This is a genomic window from Bacillus sp. 7705b, assembly GCF_002289525.1.
GTDB lineage: Bacteria > Bacillota > Bacilli > Bacillales > Bacillaceae > Bacillus > Bacillus halotolerans.
On sequence record NZ_NSDH01000023.1, the window covers coordinates 186,729 to 204,355 of the forward strand.

The window sequence follows — 17,627 nt, forward strand, 5'->3', positions numbered from 1 at the left end:
GGGTTACTTCGTAAAATTAGAATCTTTTCGCACCGAGGTAGCGAGGCTTCCAGTAGCTGTTGTTCAGGCTGCTGATTTGTACACCGTCAGATCCTGCATGAACGAAACTGTTGTTTCCAATGTAAATCCCCATGTGAGAAGGGCCGGATTTATATGTTGTAAAGAAGACGAAATCACCGACAGACGGGCTGGCAATGCTCTTCATGGAACTCCAGTATCCTGCAGTGCTCGTTCTTGCCACACTTGTTTGTTTGTTTAATACGTACCAAATGAATCCGCTGCAGTCAAAACCGGAAGTTGTTGTTCCGCCCCATTTGTACGGCGTTCCAGTTAGCGCTTTTGCATCAGAAACCAGTTTGCTTACGTTAAGTGATGTAGATGATACTTTGCTGCTTGAACTAGATGAAGGTTTAGAGGAAGTGACAGGTTTTGAACTTGTTCCTTTCACCTTCAATACTTGTCCGACATAGATTAAATCTGATTTTAAGCCGTTGAGACTCTTTATTTTGCTAACCGTTGTGCCGTATTTTTTCGCGATTTTAGATAGACTGTCGCCGCTTACTACTTTGTAAGTAGAAGTTGCAGACGTAGACACGCTTGATGAGCCGGAGCTGCTTGAACTGCTTGAGCCCTTCACTTTCAGAACTTGTCCGATACGCAGAAGATCTGATTTTAAGCCGTTCAGTTTTTTCAGTTCATTGATCGTCATGCCGTATTTTTTCGAAATCTTCCAAAGACTGTCGCCGCTCACTACTTTGTATGTAGAAGAAGATGAACTGCTTTTTGAACCTGATGCTGCCGATTTACCGTTAATAGATAAAGTCTGTCCTGCGTAAATAATATCGGAATGAAGCTTGTTTTCTGATTTAATTTTACTTATTGTGGTGCCGTATTTTTTTGAAAGATCCCATAACGTGTCGCCTTTTTTCACCTTGACGCTTTGTGCAGATGCCGCTCCTGCAAATAAGGTCGATCCTAAAACTACTGCTGTTGTAGCTGTAATGATTTGCTTTTTCATGTTTTCCTCCCTAAATATGTATATCTATTATTATCTCTTTTTTTAATTAATCATCTTGTTTTCTATTATAAGGATGGATTCCCAACAGAAATAGTCTTGACTTCACGTGACAAATTTCTTAATTATTCGTTTTCAAAAAAAGTTTTTAAGGGTATTAAATATTTCATTTTCATTTCAAAGGTGACAAAAAACGAGTGCTTTTGTCATGTTTTTTGGGCGGTTTATCAACATTTAGGAAATAATTGAAGATGGTTTTGGGGATTTATGACATAGCGAAAGAATGTGGAACTTATAGGTTTCGATAAAAACTGCGGGCAATTGCAGTTTTTTTATTTAAACAACCATATCACGCATAAACCATGAGGTAAAGATTTTTCCGGAAAAATGAATGCTTTGATGAAAGAAAGGCAAGATAACGGACACAGACAATTTATATTCATCACAATCATTTACCTAATGTTTACAGGATCAACAGCCGCACTTAACAAACATTCCCTATCGTAATAAGCAGAACAAATTAAAGGAGGCCTGCAAAAAAATGAGTCTGTTTCAAAAAATGAAATCAAAATTGCTGCCAGTCGCAGCTGTTTCCGTGCTTACAGCCGGTATATTCGCCGGTGCAGAGCTGCAGCAGACCGAAAAAGCAAGCGCCAAAAAACAAAACAAAGATGAGATCAGAAATGTCATTGTGATGATTGGGGACGGCATGGGAGCATCATACATAAATGCCTACCGTTCCATGAAAAATAACGGTGAAACACCGAACAACCCAAAGTTAACTGAATTTGACCGGAACCTGACAGGCATGATGATGACGCACCCGGATGACCCTGACTATAATATTACAGATTCAGCAGCCGCCGGAACAGCATTAGCGACAGGCGTTAAGACATATAACAATGCAATTGGTGTCGATAAAAACGGAAAAAAAGTAAAATCTGTGCTCGAAGAAGCCAAACAGCAAGGCAAATCGACTGGGCTTGTCGCAACGTCTGAAATTAACCACGCCACACCCGCAGCATACGGCGCCCACAATGAATCGCGGAAAAACATGGACCAAATCGCCAACAGCTATATGGATGATAAAATAAAAGGCAAACAAAAAATTGACGTTTTGCTTGGCGGCGGAAAATCCTACTTTACCCGCAAGGACAGAAATGTAACGAAAGAATTTAAACAAGCGGGCTACAGCTATGTGACAACAAAACAAGCGCTGAAGAAAAATAAAGATCAGCAGGTGCTCGGGCTTTTTGCAGACGGAGGGCTTGCTAAAGCGCTCGACCGCGACAGCAAAACCCCATCCCTGAAAGATATGACTGTTTCAGCAATTGACCGGCTGAATCAAAATAAAAAAGGATTTTTCTTGATGGTTGAAGGCAGCCAAATTGACTGGGCCGCTCACGACAATGATACTGTCGGAGCCATGAGCGAGGTTAAGGATTTTGAACAGGCCTATAAAGCCGCTATTGAATTTGCGAAAAAAGATAAACATACGCTTGTGATTGCAGCTGCTGATCATACGACAGGCGGATTTACCATCGGTGCAAACGGCGAAAAAAATTGGCATGCGGAGCCGATTTTGGCCGCGAAAAAAACACCTGAGTTTATGGCCAAAAAAATCAGCGAAGGCAAACCGGTCAAAGATGTGCTCGCCCGCTATACAGATCTGGATTTCACACGTGAAGAAATGAAAAGTATTGAAGCCGCTTCACAGGCTGACAAAAGCAAAGGCGCCTACAAAGCCATCATCAAGATTTTCAACACCCGCTCTAACAGCGGCTGGACCAGTACCGATCATACCGGTGAAGAAGTACCGGTATACGCGTACGGCCCCGGAAAAGAGAAATTCAGCGGACTGATCAACAATACCGACCAGGCAAAAATCATATTTAACATTTTGAAAACAGGAAAATAAAAAGGATGCAGAACACTGCATCCTTTTTTCTTATAAATACCTGCGGTGAACCCCTTTTCCGTCATACGAAAACATCACTTGCTTATCCTCCAGCACAGATTCGATATGCACGCTTCTTCCCCACAGCTGGTATAAATAAGGAAGTACTTTCTCCAAGTATTTCAAATCCAGTTCTATGCCCTCATACCAATGCTTAATTAAGAGCTCGTTATTTTTCAGATAATCGCCTTCGTTTACTGTCAAATACGGAAATCCTCCGTTTACCCGCATGCTCACAAGCTGATCGCGGACAGCCTCCCACTCTTTATCGACGATTTTGTAGTCTCTGCCCTGCTTTTGGAACAGGTAAAGATCCTCGCGCATCACTAAATCTTTTGTTAAATAATTGCGGATGAATGAGATATCTGATTCAATCTCTCTGACCTCAAACATTTTCTCCCGGCCTGAGTTCGGCTTGACGCCCATTTTCTTCATTTCCTCAGTCGGATTGTTATACCGTTCCTCAATATCTTCAAAAATCTTCAGTCCCAAATAATAAGGGTTGATTCCCGTTTTTGACGGCTGGACAACCCCGGCATTCAGCTTGGCGAACTCTATCGCTTCATCAGAGGTTAAATCAAGCTCCCGGATAATTCTTTGATGCCAGTATGAAGCCCATCCTTCATTCATAATTTTTGTTTCCAGCTGAGGCCAAAAATAAAGCATTTCTTCTCTCATCATCGTCAAAATATCACGCTGCCACGGCTCAAGTTCCCTTGAATGCTCTTCAATAAAAAGCAGAATATCTTTCTCGGGCCGCGGCGGGAAAGGTTTTTTTGATTTTTTCAGTTGTTTTCTCGGTTTCTTTCCATCTAAATTCCATAGATCATCGTACGGCGTAGCCATTTCCTCAAACTCTTCTTCCTCATCATCCACACTCCACTGGAGCTTCGGACGCACCAAAGAAGGATCGATATGCTCCTGGATTGAAAGGATCGCGTCTAAAAAGGCCTCCACTTCCTTTATTCCGTGAATCCGTTCATAATACTTAATCCGCTCCGCCGTTGCCGCCATGCTTTCCACCATGTCACGCTTCGTGTTTTGGAAGCGGCAGTTGTTTTTGAAAAAGTCACAGTGGGCGAGAACATGGGCGACAATCAATTTATTTTGAATCAGTGAATTGCTGTCCAGCAAAAAGGCGTAGCATGGGTCTGAGTTAATGACAAGCTCATAAATTTTGCTTAATCCAAGGTCATAATGCAGTTTCATTTTGTGAAACTGTTTCCCGAAGCTCCAGTGGCTGAATCTTGTCGGCATCCCGTACGCGCCGAATGTATAAATAATTTCAGCCGGGCAGATTTCATATCTCATCGGATAGAAATCAAGGCCGAATCCTTTTGCAACTTCGGTAATTTCCTCAATTGCCCGCTGTAATCCCTTTTTCTCCTCCGCGTTCAACCGAATCCCCCCTACTTGGACTTATCTATAATGTATGAGCCCGCCTGATAAAAGATGATAAGTCACATTTTTGCCTAAAAAAAACTCGCCCTGCACATTGGCCTGTTTGCCAAATGTGTCAGTGGGTAAAAACAGACCATATTACGAAAAAAAGGAGCGATACCAATTGAATGCAGCAGACATGTTTTCTTCTTATCTCAGTAAATTGCCAAACCTCATCATTGCTTTGCTTGTCTTATTAATCGGATGGGCTATCGCCAAAATCATTGAAAAAGCGGTGTACAAAGGGCTCAGAAAAACAAAAATCGACGACAAGATCTTTGCTGAGAAAAAGCCGTCACGCTATTCATCGGAAAAAATCGTAAGCAAGGTCGTTTATTTTATTGCTTTGATTATCGTCTTTATTTTATTCTTTAACATTTTGCACCTGACAACAGTGGCTTCGCCTTTTGTCAGCATGCTTTCTGCTATTGCAGCAGCTGTTCCGAGCGTGCTGAAGGCCGGATTGATTCTGCTGTTAGGCTGGGCGGCAGCTTCTGTGTTAAGCTTTCTTGTCAAAAAAATCGGGATGAAGCTGAACACGAGCGAAAAACTGCGCAAATGGAACTTGGTATCTGAAGGGAAAGATATTCACCAGGCAGTTAACGCCGCTTCACAAATTGTCTTTTACCTCGTGCTGCTCATATTCTTGCCGGGAGTCTTATCTTCACTGAATATCAGCGGAATTTCAGGCCCGTTTACAAATATGATGGAAAGCGTACTCGCTTTTCTGCCGAAATTATTCGCTGCGGCGCTGATCGTTTTAATCGGCTGGCTCATCGCCCGCCTGGTCCGTGACATCATCACAAATTTCCTAGCAAGCATCGGTACAGAAAGATTCGCTGCTCGTATGGGATTATCCATTTACTTAAAGGATACAAGCCTTTCAGCTGTCATCGGAACCATTGCTTATGTGCTGATTTTAATTCCGGTTGTCATTTCAGCGCTTGATCGTCTTGATGTCGCCGGCATTTCTCAGCCAGCCGTCTCTATGCTCAATACCATCTTAAACATGCTTCCGAATATCATTATCGCCATCGTACTGATTTTAGCCGGTATATGGGCCGGAAAATGGGTAAACACAATGGTGTCCGGACTGCTCCGCCGTGCAGGCTTTGATTCTTTATTAGGAAAAATGGGCGTAGAGCCTGGCGCATCCGCAAAGCTGTCACTCTCCCAAGTTGTCGGTATGATTGCGCAAATCATTGTGATCCTGCTGTTTACAGCCGAGGCGCTGCAAATTGTTCAGCTGCATTTACTCGTTGAGATCGCAGGAGGCATCATCGCGTATCTGCCGAATGTCCTTGTCGCAGTATTTATCCTCGGAATCGGCCTTTACGCCGGAGAATTGGTGCGCAAGGTACTGGCCAGCATGATCAAAGGTCAGGAGTTCAAATCTTTAGCTGCGATTGCAAAGTATACAATCATCGCACTGGCTTTCTTTATGGCACTAGATCAGCTCGGAGTCGCTGACACAATTGTCAATTCCGCATTTATCATCGTGCTTGGCGGATTCGCACTTGCATTCGGTTTATCATTCGGTCTTGGCGGAAAGGATTTTGCTTCACGTTATCTTTCTAAATTCGAACGCAAAATTCAAAACACCGAGGTTGATACGAAAAACCGTTCAAAACAAAATCCTTCCAATGACATGAATTAAAAAAAAGCGTGTGCCCAGCAGGGTGCACGCTTTTTTAGGGAAATTCCTTTTTTTTCATTTTATAATAGATTATGATAAGATATAGAAAATGTCTTATTCCGAGGTCTTAATATGAAGTTAACAAATTATACAGATTATTCATTACGAGTTTTGATTTTTCTTGCTGCAGAACGTCCCGGAGAACTTTCAAATATAAAACAGATCGCCGAAACGTATTCTATTTCAAAAAATCATCTCATGAAAGTCATATACAGGCTCGGTCAGCTCGGATATGTAGAAACGATACGCGGACGTGGAGGCGGCATACGTTTAGGCATGGATCCTGAAGACATTAATATTGGAGAGGTCGTCAGAAAAACAGAAGACGATTTTAATATTGTTGAATGTTTTGATGCGAATAGAAATCTCTGCATTATTTCTCCAGTGTGCGGCTTAAAACACGTGCTTAATGAAGCGCTTATGGCCTATCTTGCCGTTTTAAACAAATATACGCTGCGAGACCTTGTCAAAAACAAAGAGGAAATTATGCAGCTTTTGAAAATGAAGGAATAGTTGATGATTCCTTCTTTTTTTATGCCCTTTTTCCTGCTTTCTGTTAAGATAATATGACTGATTTTAAAAAAAGGCAAAACGATGAGTTGAATCTGCCGATATAAAAAAGAAACAGCATATTCAAAATCATTGGGGGAAAAAGGAGAGCTCAGATGAAAAAGAAATTAGCAGCAGGGCTGACAGCATCCGCGATTGTCAGCACAACACTAGCGATTACACCCGCTGAAGCAGCAACGATTAAAGTCAAAAGCGGAGATTCCTTATGGAAGCTGGCGCAAAACTACAACACAAGTGTAGCGGCCATCACATCCGCCAACCATCTTTCGACTACCGTCCTGTCAATCGGCCAGACGCTTACCATCCCAGGCAGCAATTCCGGCACTTCATCATCTTCTTCAGGCTCAACAGCAAAGAAGAGCGGAAATTCTGTTTACACAGTGAAAAGCGGCGATTCACTATGGCTGATTGCCAATGAGTTTAAGATGTCGGTACTGGAACTGAAAAAGTTAAACGGATTGAGCAGCGACATGATTCGTGCAGGGCAAAAATTAAAAGTATCCGGAAAGGTTTCTTCAAATTCCAGTTCCGGCACTTCAAGCAGCTCTAAATCATCTAAATCGAGCTCAAGCTCTTCAGCTTCGACTGGCACTTACAAAGTGCAGCTAGGTGATTCGCTTTGGAAAATCGCGAACAAAGTCAATATGTCCATCGCTGAATTGAAGGTATTGAACAATTTAAAATCAGATACCATTTATGTGAATCAAGTGTTAAAAACAAAATCAGCGGGTTCTAATTCGTCATCCAAAGACAATTCATCCAAATCGAATCAATCAGCATCAGCAACAACGAAGTACACCGTAAAAAGCGGAGACTCACTTTGGAAGATCGCAAACAAATATAACCTGACTGTACAGCAAATCCGAAACAGCAACAATCTGAAATCAGACGTTCTGTACGTCGGACAAGTGCTGAAGCTGACCGGCAAATCAAGTTCCGGCACATCAACAACACCGTCTTCGTCAAATTCAAGCTCCGGCACAACGACGACTACATATACGGTGAAGAGCGGGGATTCCTTATGGGTGATCGCTCAAAAGTTCAATGTGACAGCCCAGCAGATCCGGGAGAAAAACAACTTGAAAAACGATGTCTTACAAATCGGCCAGAAGCTCACGATTACAGGCAAAGCTTCATCTTCAAATTCAAGTTCCGGATCTTCAGGCAGCACGATCTCAACAAGCGCGAAGATTAACAAAATGATCGCGGCCGCTAAGGAGCAGCTTGGCGTTCCATATCGCTGGGGAGGAACGACACCGGCCGGATTTGACTGCAGCGGATTCATTTACTATGCGCTAAACAAAGTGACATCTGTGTCCAGATTAACGGCGGCCGGCTACTGGAACACCATGAAATCTGTCAGCCAGCCTGCAGTCGGAGACTTTGTCTTCTTTTCGACATACAAAGCCGGCCCTTCTCATGTCGGAATTTACCTCGGAAACGGGGAATTCATTAATGCCAACGACTCAGGGGTTGTCATTTCAAATATGAACAACTCATACTGGAAACAGCGCTACCTCGGAGCAAAGCGTTATTTCTAAAAACAAAACTGTATGGCCTTTGTCGGCTGTACAGTTTTGTTTTTAAAGACGAAACACATTGATGCTGATCATATGTTTTGTCACAGGGTGAAAATAAACCTCCGCACGCACGGAAAATGTTTCATCATTCTGTTTGACGGTCACCCGAAAGACATCCTTTGTCTGCTGGTCATTCACCTCGGTCCGCCCCATATAAGCGTAATCGGAAAAAGAAGCCCCTTTATATTCATCTTGAATTTTACTCCAAGCGAGCTGTTCCCACTTTTGAACAGACTCGTTCATGTTTTCTGAATGCCCTTTTGCAGCCATCGATAAGATGATGAAACCGCAAAACAGAAGCGCAATGGCATACGGCAGAGATTTCATGTTTTCAGTCTCCTGTACCCAGATTATTTTCATCTTAGGTTTTCCAAAACCGCTTGCTTCATTCAGACATTTTCATTTTATGTCTCCCTCATATTGCTACCCCAGTTCTGACGCAGACGCCAAGTTTTGCCCCGTCAATAACAGCTGATGCGGCATAAACTAATCCTGAACTTCTCACACAGGAAAGGAGAAGCGATTGATATGGATTATGCTGATTACGACAAAGCATTGTATTACACCCATCGTTCCCAATGGGATAATTTATTAATTTTAATGGTGCGGACAGAGGATGATTTGTTATCAAAACGAATTGAGCATTTTTTGCATGCATACCATTTTGAACAGGATTATGCTGTATTAGAAAAGGTGCTGTATTCTCTTCTCCGCTATATTGACCATGCCACTGAGCTGACATATGAGGATCAATTAGCGCTTCTCACATAAAAAAACCCCCGGTGTTTAGACGCCGGGGGTTCCTGCATTTGCGAACATGTGCAATTCTTCCATCAGCTCTTTTATGCTGGCCGCCATGTGTTCCGTTACTGTTGCGTTTTCCACATCAATCGTTACCGGATCAAGCACAAGCTGCCTCGGAATAGCATTGGCATATAAGCCCCGCATCACGGTTCTCATATTGTTCAGCGCATTGATTCCGCCTTTTCCGCCGCCTGCTGCTGCCAAAAGAGCTACTGGCTTATATTTAAATTGTTCGCTGCTTAAAAAATCCAGTGCATTTTTTAAAGCGCCGCTCATGCCGCTGTGATATTCAGGAGATAGTAATACAATCGCATCCGCTTTGCTGACGCGCTGCTTCAGCTCTTGTACCCGCATAAGCTCGGCCTGTTCGGCTTCACCGTTAAATAACGGCAATATAAATTCGCTCAAATCAATCAAATCCGTTTGATACACAGATGAAATATAGGCTGCCGCAATTCTTGTCCTGCCATGTGTTCTCGGCGAGCCGCTAATCACTAATATGTTCACTTTGTGGTCTCTCCATTCAGGTTGTATTTCACTGCAAAAAGCGCTGCTTGTGTACGGTCCGCCAGCTCAAGCTTTGCTAAAAGATTAGACACATGGGTTTTTACTGTTTTTTCTGAAATAAACAACGATGCTGCGATTTCTTTATTGCTTTTTCCGCAAGCAATTTCGTTTAGCACATCTCTTTCCCGCCGGGTTAATTGATAAAATTTTTCTTTTTCCGGTTCATTCTGTTTTTTCATATGTGTCAGGACATGGGGCATAATAGCTGAAGACAGCATATATTCGCCTGAATCAACCTGTCTCAGTGTTTTCACCAATTCCTCCGGCTCCGTATCCTTTAGCTGATACGCCTTCGCTCCTGCCTGAAGCGCAGGGATTACATGCTCCTGATCAGAGTAGCTCGTCAGCACGACGATATGGACACCGGGAAATTGCTGTACTGCTTTTTTTGTTGCTGCTATTCCATCCATATCCGGCATCGACAGATCCATCAGAACGAGATCAGGCTTTGTTTCTTCGATGACACGGAGAGCCTCAATTCCGCTTGCCGCTTCTCCGACAACTTCAATGTCGTTCTTGGTGGCAAAGAAAAAACGAAGCCCCTTCCGGACAACATGGTGATCATCCGCTATTACAATTCTCATCTCACTGTCCTTCCTTTCTGATTGGTAAGCGGAAGCCTGACAGACAGCTTCGTGCCAGCTCCAAGCTCTGACTCAATGAAAAATTCCGCGCCGGCTTTTTCTGCCCGCTCTTTCATTCCTTTGATGCCAAGTGAAGGCAGTCCGTCGTGCGCTTCATAACGAAACCCTGCCCCATGATCAATAATATCCAGTTCTGCATAGGACGAAGAAGCAGTAATTCTGACATACGCTGTATCAGTCCCGGCATGCTTTTTGCAATTATTGAGGGCTTCTTGCACGACACGCCACAGCATATGCTCCTCTTCATCACGAAGGGCCGGACATCCTTTTTGTGTAAAGACGACATTCAATCCGATCAGAGTGCCGTAGCTTTTAATGGCTTCAGCCAGCCCTTTTTCCAATCCTCCGGGACGAAGCTGCCAGATTAAGGACTTCATTTCAGCCAGCGCGTCCTGCGTTAACGTTTGAATAAAATCAATCATTTGCTGCAGGGTCTCTTCTTGTGTTAATGTCTTTGCCGCTTTTGCTGTTAAACTGACGGAAAACAGCATCTGGTTGACTGAATCATGCAGCTCCTGAGCGAGACGGTTCCGCTCCATTAAAAGAGCGTTTTTTTGTTTGTATTCAGCAAGTCTCATCCGCTGTATCGCCGTTCCGATCTGAAAAGCAACCGCCTCCAGCAAATGAAGCTCCTCCTCATCAAAAAGTGTCTTTCCAGCCGCCGCCACATTTAATAAACCAAACCGTCTGTCTCCATCTTCTAAGGGAACGGTTGCATGATGCGTAATCCCTTCTGTGTCAAAACAATGCAGCTTTTCAGCTGATTCTATGCGTTTACAGTTCATAATATTGGCTGCTTTTCTAAGTCCGCCGTTATTGAATTTCGTCAGGCAATAGCACTCCCCTTCACACATCAGCACTTTTTCCCTGCGGCTTAAAGCAGGCGGCAGGTATGCGTCTGCTGCTAACGTATAGGAACCGTCCTCTTCAATGAGAAAGATCCATCCAGACTGAAGATTCGTTAAGCTCAGCAATTCTTTTAAAACTTCATTCAGCGTTGCTTTGACATCGTGTCCTTGATTCAAAGTCTCGGCAATGGTTTTCAGCGTTCTTAATTTTTCCACCCTCGGTTTGGTCACGTCTCTCACTCCGGCTATGGTTATTATCTAAGATTATACCAGTTTTTTGAATATTGTTACTTCACATGAAGGATGATTTTCTTTCAGACTTTTGGATGAGAAATAGAAAAAAGCTGGATCACGCAATGTGATCCAGCTTTTTTAGAATTACTTTGCTGTTGCTTCGACAATTTCGTCAACTGTCTTCATGACATCGTCAGAAAGTGCGGCAAGACGCTGTTCACTGTCTTGTAGGGATGTTCCTTTTACGGCGAAATAAAATTTGACCTTCGGCTCAGTACCAGAAGGACGGAGGCAGAACCAAGATCCGTCTTCCAAGAAATATTTCAATACATTTGATTTTGGCAGGTCGATGGCTTCTTCTTTATTTTCCGTCAAAACCATCCGTTTGCTTACAGCGTAATCCTCTGCTGAGACAACCTGTTTACCGGCCATTGTTTGCGGCGGATTTTGTCTGAAGGAAGCAAGAATCGCTTCAATCTGCTCCGCTCCCTGTTTTCCTTTCAGCGTCAGTGATTTCAGCCCTTCACGGTAAAAACCATATTCTTTGAAGATATTCATTAACGCTTCGTATAATGACGTTCCTTGTTTCTTATAGAACGCGCAAACCTCAACTGCCAAAAGTGCGGCCTGAATGGCATCCTTGTCGCGGGCGAAATCTCCGATTAAATAACCATAGCTTTCTTCATATCCGAATTGGAAAGTGTACTGGCCTGAGGCTTCGTATTGTTTAATCTTTTCCCCGATAAACTTAAAGCCCGTCAGTGTATCAATCGTATCGAGTCCGAATGAAGATGCGACATCGCGGCCGATTTCACTTGTTACGATTGTTTTGAGAACGACGCCATTCTCAGGCAGGATTCCTTGTTTTTTCTTTTCAGAAAGCAAATAATGAAGCAGCAACGCGCCGGTTTGGTTTCCTGTCAGCACTGTATATTTGCCTTCATCATTTTTCACCGCAATGCCAAGGCGGTCCGCATCTGGATCTGTTGCAATAAGAATATCTGCATTTTGCTCTTCGCCGAGCTTAATAGCGTATTCAAATGCAGCATGCTCTTCCGGGTTCGGAGATGTTACAGTTGAAAAGTCCGGATCTGGCCGTTCCTGTTCCTTCACGACCGTGACATTTTGATAGCCAAGGGCTTCGAGCCCGCGTCTGACCGGTTTGTTTGCGGTTCCATGCAGCGGAGTGAAAACCACTTTCACATCCACTTCTCCGGATAACTCAGGGTGAACGGAAATAGATGTCAGTTTTTCAGTATAGACCTTATCAATCTCTTCCCCGATGATCTCTATTAAGCCTTTTTCTCTTAACGCTTCTTCATCGTCGACCGTGATTGTCAGTTCATTTTCGATGGCGTTTACCTGCTCAATGACGATGTCTGCTTCCCGCGGAGGCAGCTGGCCGCCGTCATCACCGTACACTTTGTACCCATTATATTCAGGCGGGTTATGGCTAGCCGTCACAACAATTCCTCCGTAAGCGTTCAGTTGTCTGACAGCGAATGACAGCTCCGGCGTCGGGCGAAGCTCATCAAATACGTACGTTTGGATGCCTTGTGTAGCAAGCGTTTTTGCCGCTTCCATCGCAAACTCCGGTGATTTATGGCGGGAATCATACGCAATGACAACGCCCCGTTTTTTCGCTTCCTCACCCTGCTGCAAGATGTATGCCGCAAATCCCGCTGATGCCTTGCGCACCGTGTAAATATTCATCCGATTCGTACCGGCGCCAATTTCTCCGCGCATACCCCCAGTTCCGAATTCAAGGTTTTTATAGAAGCAGTCTTCAAGAGCCTGATCATTACCCTCTAATTCAGTGAGGAGCTTTTTTAATTCAGGATCTAAATTTTCTGTCTGTTTCCAGCGTTCATAGCTCTTTCTCCAAGTCATAATTCGTCCTCCTATGTATCAGCCATATGCCATTATTTTAATATGAAGAGAGCGTCTCTGTCACTTGATATCTTGAGATCTGACGCTTTCTGGCTCATAAAAGAAAAAACGGGCTGCAGACAGCCCGTTATTTTTATTGTTCGACCGGTACAACCGCATCGTGTAATAGCTTGTTAAGGTTTTCTGTATGTTTGTTTTGCGTCTGCTCATCCCACTGGAATCGCTCGCTCATAAAATCAATAACGGCGTCTTTATATGTTTTTACCCAATTGATATCAAAAAATAAACGTCCCGTTCTGCGGACAAAGAAGTCAGCAGGCGTTGCAGTCAATTCTTCTTCAATGCTGTATTCTGCCTCGGCAAGGATATGAACCGGGATATTTCGCTTCGCAGCCTCGTCTTTCAGTGCCTCGACCCGATTAAAGACACGCTCTACGTTGGAGCCGTATCTGATAGCCAGCTGTTTCGCATCTTTTTCTGATAAGCCGGCCGCAATGCCTTCTTTCGTTTTCGCCGTCACGAAGGATGCAAGGTTTTTAGAACCGCCGACGTGCCCGCCTGAAATCGGCATGTTTTTCGTTTTGCATGGGCCGAAATCCTTTTCGCCTTCCTCTTTTAATCGATCACGAACAAGATCGACAATGTGCTCCGCCATTTTTCTGTACCCGGTCAGCTTACCGCCGGCAATAGTGATCAAGCCTGAATCTGACGTCCAAATTTCATCTTTGCGTGAAATCTCGGAAGGGTCCTTTCCTTCTTCATGAATGAGCGGACGCAGACCAGCCCAGCTTGATTCGATATCATCCGCTTTAAGATTCAGTTCCGGGAACATGTAATTGATTGAATTGATGACGTAATCGCGATCCTCAGTTGTCATGCGCGGATGCTCCAGGGCCTCTTTGTAAACGGTATCGGTTGTGCCCACGTATGTTTTGCCTTCACGAGGAATAGCAAACACCATGCGGCCGTCCGGTGTATCGAAATATACCGCTTGTTTCAAAGGAAAGACAGATTGGTCAAATACAAGGTGAATACCTTTTGTATGCTGAAGGTGCTTTCCGTTTTTAGAATGGTCTTTTTCTCTGAGCTGGTCTACCCAAGGGCCTGTCGCATTGACGATTTTTTTCGCGTATACTTTATATTCTTTTTTCGTCAAAACGTCTTCAATTAATACACCGACTGCTTTGCCTTTTTCATAAAGGAGTTCTTTTACTTTGGAATAATTCACAGGCTCTGCCCCGAATTTGACCGCTTCCTTCATGACTTCGATTGTCAGTCTCGCATCGTCAGTGCGGTATTCAACATAGTAGCCGCCGCCTTTTAAGCCGTCTTTTTTCACCAAAGGCTCTTTTTGCAGCGTTTCTTTTGCTGAAAGCATACTTCTGCGTTCTGATTTTTTTACGCCGGCTAAGAAGTCATAAACTCTTAAACCGATAGAGGTTGTGAATGAACCGAATGTGCCGCCTTTATGAAACGGAAGCAGCATCCATTCCGGTGTGGTAACGTGCGGGCCGTTTTCATAGACAATCGCCCGCTCTTTCCCTACCTCAGCGACCATTTTCACTTCAAATTGTTTTAAATAGCGCAATCCGCCATGAACCAATTTTGTTGATCTGCTTGATGTTCCAGCCGCGAAATCCTGCATTTCGCTGAGTGCGACCTTCATGCCCCTTGATGCCGCGTCAAGAGCTGTACCAGCTCCTGTAATTCCTCCTCCGATAATAAATAGATCATATGTTTTTTTCGTCATGTCTGTCAGCATGCGATCCCGCTCAAGACTTGAAAATTGATTTTTCATTATTACGTTTCCTCCTTGTTGTCACGGTAAGTAAATAGAAAAAGAGACCACAACAGCCAAAGTGCATGTTCACACTTTGGTGCTGTGGTCTCTCCTCATCTCAGGACCGTTCTTATTAACTTGTAACCATTATAACATACTCTTATTTTATTTAAAAGCCATAGCTGCTTTAACGGCTTTTTGCCAGCCTGTATACAGCTCATTTCGTTTTTCTTCTTCCAATTTAGGTTCAAAACGCTTATCCAGATTCCACTGGTTAATAATTTCAGAACGATCCTTCCAGAACCCCACAGCGATACCTGCCAAATATGCCGCGCCAAGCGCAGTTGTTTCATTGATTTCCGGTCGTTCCACAGGCACATCCAAAATATCCCCTTGAAACTGCATCAAAAAGTTATTTTTAACAGCGCCGCCATCCACCCGAAGCGTTTTCAATGAAATGTTAGAATCCGCTTCCATTGCATCAAGCACATCTTTCGTCTGATAAGCCAATGACTCCAGCGTGGCACGGATAAAATGTTCTTTTGTTGTGCCTCTTGTCAGGCCGAAAACTGAACCGCGCACATCGCTGTCCCAGTAAGGCGTTCCCAAGCCGACAAAGGCCGGAACGACATATACGCCGTCAGTTGAATCAACTTTCTCCGCGTATGATTCGCTAAGCGAAGAGTCCTGGAACATTCTCATTCCGTCTCTGAGCCATTGGATGGCTGAGCCTGCGACAAAAATACTTCCTTCTAAAGCATATTCAACTTTACCGTCAATGCCCCAGGCGATTGTTGTCAGCAGCCCGTGTTCCGACTTAATTGCTTTTTCCCCTGTATTCATCAGCATGAAACATCCTGTGCCGTATGTGTTTTTCCCCATGCCTGCTTCAAAGCACGCCTGGCCGAACAGCGCGGACTGCTGGTCGCCTGCCGCTCCAGCAATCGGAATATTTTTTCCGAAGAAGTGATAATCAACTGTCTCCGCATACACATGAGAGGACGGTTTCACTTCAGGGAGCATTGATTTCGGAACGCCTAAAACCTCAAGCAGCTCATCGTCCCATTTCAAATCGTAAATATTAAACATCAGCGTTCTTGAGGCGTTGGAATAATCCGTCACGTGCGCTTTTCCGCCTGACATTTTCCAAATGAGCCATGTATCAATCGTTCCAAACAGCAGCTCGCCTTTTTCCGCTTTTTCTCTTGCGCCTTCCACATTGTCTAAAATCCATTTCACCTTCGTGCCAGAAAAATATGGATCTATCAAAAGGCCTGTTTTCTCTCTGAATGTATCATTATATCCTTTTTCACGAAGCTCCTCGCAGATTCCAGACGTCTGTCGGGACTGCCAAACGATCGCATTATACACAGGCTTTCCTGTATCCTTATCCCAAACAACCGCTGTTTCCCTTTGGTTGGTAATGCCGATTCCGGCAATTTGAGAAGCGCTGATTCCCGATTCAGAAATGACTGATGCGATAACAGCAAGGACAGATCCCCAAATTTCATTTGCATTATGCTCAACCCACCCTGGATGCGGGAAGTATTGTGTAAATTCCTTTTGAGCGGAGTGAACGATTTTGCCTTCTTTATTAAACAGAATCGCTCTTGAACTTGTTGTCCCTTGATCTAAGGATAAAATGTAAGTTTCCATAAGATGTCTCCCCTTTGCTTAAATATATTTTGAATTTGATAGTGTTTTAGCTGCATGTTTTTTCGTATAGCCATAGAGTCCTAACAATACCACAACCAATACAACGCTTACAATCCAGAAACTGCTTGTAATCTGCCCCTGAAACGCTGCGCTGTAAAATACACCGCCGAATGATCCGCCCAAAATCGGGCCGGCAACAGGAACCCATGCGTACTTCCAGTTTGATGAGCCTTTCCCCGGAATCGGCAGAAGTGCATGGGCAATCCGCGGGCCTAAGTCGCGGGCGGGATTAATTGCATATCCCGTAGTTCCTCCAAGAGAAATACCGATAGCAACGATGAGAAAACCGACGATTAAAGGGTTAAGTCCCTCTGTAAACTCATTTGCCCCAATCGCCAAAATTCCAAGCACAAGGACAAATGTCCCAATAACCTCACTTAAAACGTTTGCAAACGTATGCGGAATGCTGGGTCCGGTTGAAAAAACACCCAGCTTGGCAGCGGGATCATCGGTAGACTTCCAATGCGGCAGGTAATGAAGGTAAACAATCACCGCACCGATCATTGCTCCGATCATTTGCGCCGCAATGTAAACCGGAACCTCTTTCCACGGAAAATCACCAACAAAAGCAAATGCTATCGTTAACGCGGGATTGAGATGGGCGCCGCTGATGCCGCCGACCGCATAAGCGGCCATTGCCACACCTAATCCCCATCCAAATACAACAACAATCCAGCCAGATTGATATGAAAGCGATTTCTTCAAATTGACTCCTGCACAAACACCTGCGCCAAAAATAACAAGCAGCATCGTACCGATTAGTTCTCCCCAAAATGCTGTCATAGATAATTCCTCCTAAGGTTGCGATTAAGAAGTATGATAGAGAATAAAAAAACCACAACAAACCGCTTTACGGATGTATAACTTTTACCGTAAAGAGCTGCTG

The 17,627-nt window shown here is 44.0% G+C and carries 15 protein-coding genes; 5 read left to right on the plus strand and 10 right to left on the minus strand.

Going from position 1 to position 17,627, the window contains the following annotated elements; all coding sequences use genetic code 11:
* Window positions 1-16 precede the first annotated feature (16 nt).
* Complete coding sequence (gene lytE / locus CJU60_RS10380) at window positions 17-1,018, minus strand: peptidoglycan endopeptidase LytE (RefSeq protein WP_024120725.1); 1,002 nt, start codon at window positions 1,016-1,018, stop codon at window positions 17-19.
* Between the two features lie 538 nt (window positions 1,019-1,556).
* Here lytE and phoA point away from each other — a divergent pair.
* Complete coding sequence (gene phoA / locus CJU60_RS10385; RefSeq protein WP_095713741.1) at window positions 1,557-2,933, plus strand: alkaline phosphatase PhoA; 1,377 nt, start codon at window positions 1,557-1,559, stop codon at window positions 2,931-2,933.
* A gap of 30 nt (window positions 2,934-2,963) precedes the next feature.
* Here the strand turns inward: phoA and spoVR are convergent, their stop codons facing one another.
* Window positions 2,964-4,370: a stage V sporulation protein SpoVR gene (gene spoVR, locus CJU60_RS10390; protein ID WP_024120723.1), complete on the minus strand. Its 1,407-nt coding sequence runs from the start codon at window positions 4,368-4,370 to the stop codon at window positions 2,964-2,966.
* Between the two features lie 166 nt (window positions 4,371-4,536).
* Here spoVR and CJU60_RS10395 point away from each other — a divergent pair, with 166 nt between their 5' ends.
* From CJU60_RS10395 to lytF, 3 genes are all read left to right on the plus strand, one after another.
* Entirely contained in the window at window positions 4,537-6,069 is a 1,533-nt protein-coding gene (locus CJU60_RS10395) for a mechanosensitive ion channel (protein ID WP_095713742.1), read from the plus strand.
* 111 nt (window positions 6,070-6,180) lie between these two features.
* Window positions 6,181-6,621: a nitric oxide-sensing transcriptional repressor NsrR gene (nsrR, locus tag CJU60_RS10400; protein ID WP_010333538.1), complete on the plus strand. Its 441-nt coding sequence runs from the start codon at window positions 6,181-6,183 to the stop codon at window positions 6,619-6,621.
* 152 nt (window positions 6,622-6,773) lie between these two features.
* Window positions 6,774-8,219 (plus strand): peptidoglycan endopeptidase LytF, encoded by a 1,446-nt coding sequence (gene lytF, locus CJU60_RS10405; protein ID WP_095713743.1) that lies wholly within the window; start codon window positions 6,774-6,776, stop codon window positions 8,217-8,219.
* A 42-nt stretch (window positions 8,220-8,261) separates the two neighbouring features.
* On the opposite strand, the gene CJU60_RS10410 is transcribed toward lytF, so the two are convergent.
* Window positions 8,262-8,585: a YqzG/YhdC family protein gene (locus CJU60_RS10410; protein WP_024120720.1), complete on the minus strand. Its 324-nt coding sequence runs from the start codon at window positions 8,583-8,585 to the stop codon at window positions 8,262-8,264.
* A gap of 201 nt (window positions 8,586-8,786) precedes the next feature.
* Here CJU60_RS10410 and CJU60_RS10415 point away from each other — a divergent pair, with 201 nt between their 5' ends.
* Complete coding sequence (locus tag CJU60_RS10415; RefSeq protein ID WP_024120719.1) at window positions 8,787-9,029, plus strand: YhdB family protein; 243 nt, start codon at window positions 8,787-8,789, stop codon at window positions 9,027-9,029.
* A gap of 15 nt (window positions 9,030-9,044) precedes the next feature.
* Here the strand turns inward: CJU60_RS10415 and CJU60_RS10420 are convergent, their stop codons facing one another.
* The 7 genes from CJU60_RS10420 to glpF form a co-directional block, all read right to left on the minus strand.
* Entirely contained in the window at window positions 9,045-9,569 is a 525-nt protein-coding gene (locus CJU60_RS10420; protein WP_024120718.1) for an NADPH-dependent FMN reductase, read from the minus strand.
* Window positions 9,566-10,213, minus strand: coding sequence for a response regulator (locus CJU60_RS10425; RefSeq protein ID WP_095713744.1), 648 nt, complete (start codon window positions 10,211-10,213; stop codon window positions 9,566-9,568). The genes CJU60_RS10420 and CJU60_RS10425 overlap by 4 nt, the downstream gene beginning before the upstream one ends.
* The gene (locus tag CJU60_RS10430) at window positions 10,210-11,352 is read right to left on the minus strand and encodes a GAF domain-containing sensor histidine kinase (RefSeq protein ID WP_095713745.1); all 1,143 of its coding nucleotides are present in this window, start codon (window positions 11,350-11,352) and stop codon (window positions 10,210-10,212) included. Before CJU60_RS10430 ends, CJU60_RS10425 begins: the two co-directional genes overlap by 4 nt.
* A gap of 147 nt (window positions 11,353-11,499) precedes the next feature.
* Window positions 11,500-13,245, minus strand: coding sequence for a phospho-sugar mutase (locus CJU60_RS10435; RefSeq protein WP_024120715.1), 1,746 nt, complete (start codon window positions 13,243-13,245; stop codon window positions 11,500-11,502).
* A gap of 133 nt (window positions 13,246-13,378) precedes the next feature.
* Entirely contained in the window at window positions 13,379-15,046 is a 1,668-nt protein-coding gene (gene glpD / locus CJU60_RS10440; protein WP_095713746.1) for a glycerol-3-phosphate dehydrogenase, read from the minus strand.
* A gap of 144 nt (window positions 15,047-15,190) precedes the next feature.
* Complete coding sequence (gene glpK / locus CJU60_RS10445; RefSeq protein ID WP_095713747.1) at window positions 15,191-16,681, minus strand: glycerol kinase GlpK; 1,491 nt, start codon at window positions 16,679-16,681, stop codon at window positions 15,191-15,193.
* A gap of 18 nt (window positions 16,682-16,699) precedes the next feature.
* Window positions 16,700-17,524, minus strand: coding sequence for a glycerol uptake facilitator protein GlpF (gene glpF, locus CJU60_RS10450; RefSeq protein WP_095713748.1), 825 nt, complete (start codon window positions 17,522-17,524; stop codon window positions 16,700-16,702).
* Between the last annotated feature and the right edge of the window lie 103 nt (window positions 17,525-17,627).

Coding starts and splice junctions, on each gene's coding strand:
- CJU60_RS10425 (WP_095713744.1), bottom strand. CDS start 10,213: ATGAGAATTGTAATAGCGGATGATCACCATGTTGTCCGGAAGGGGCTT.
- nsrR (WP_010333538.1), top strand. CDS start 6,181: ATGAAGTTAACAAATTATACAGATTATTCATTACGAGTTTTGATTTTT.
- lytF (WP_095713743.1), top strand. CDS start 6,774: ATGAAAAAGAAATTAGCAGCAGGGCTGACAGCATCCGCGATTGTCAGC.
- CJU60_RS10435 (WP_024120715.1), bottom strand. CDS start 13,245: ATGACTTGGAGAAAGAGCTATGAACGCTGGAAACAGACAGAAAATTTA.
- glpK (WP_095713747.1), bottom strand. CDS start 16,681: ATGGAAACTTACATTTTATCCTTAGATCAAGGGACAACAAGTTCAAGA.
- glpF (WP_095713748.1), bottom strand. CDS start 17,524: ATGACAGCATTTTGGGGAGAACTAATCGGTACGATGCTGCTTGTTATT.
- lytE (WP_024120725.1), bottom strand. CDS start 1,018: ATGAAAAAGCAAATCATTACAGCTACAACAGCAGTAGTTTTAGGATCG.
- phoA (WP_095713741.1), top strand. CDS start 1,557: ATGAGTCTGTTTCAAAAAATGAAATCAAAATTGCTGCCAGTCGCAGCT.
- CJU60_RS10415 (WP_024120719.1), top strand. CDS start 8,787: ATGGATTATGCTGATTACGACAAAGCATTGTATTACACCCATCGTTCC.
- CJU60_RS10410 (WP_024120720.1), bottom strand. CDS start 8,585: ATGAAATCTCTGCCGTATGCCATTGCGCTTCTGTTTTGCGGTTTCATC.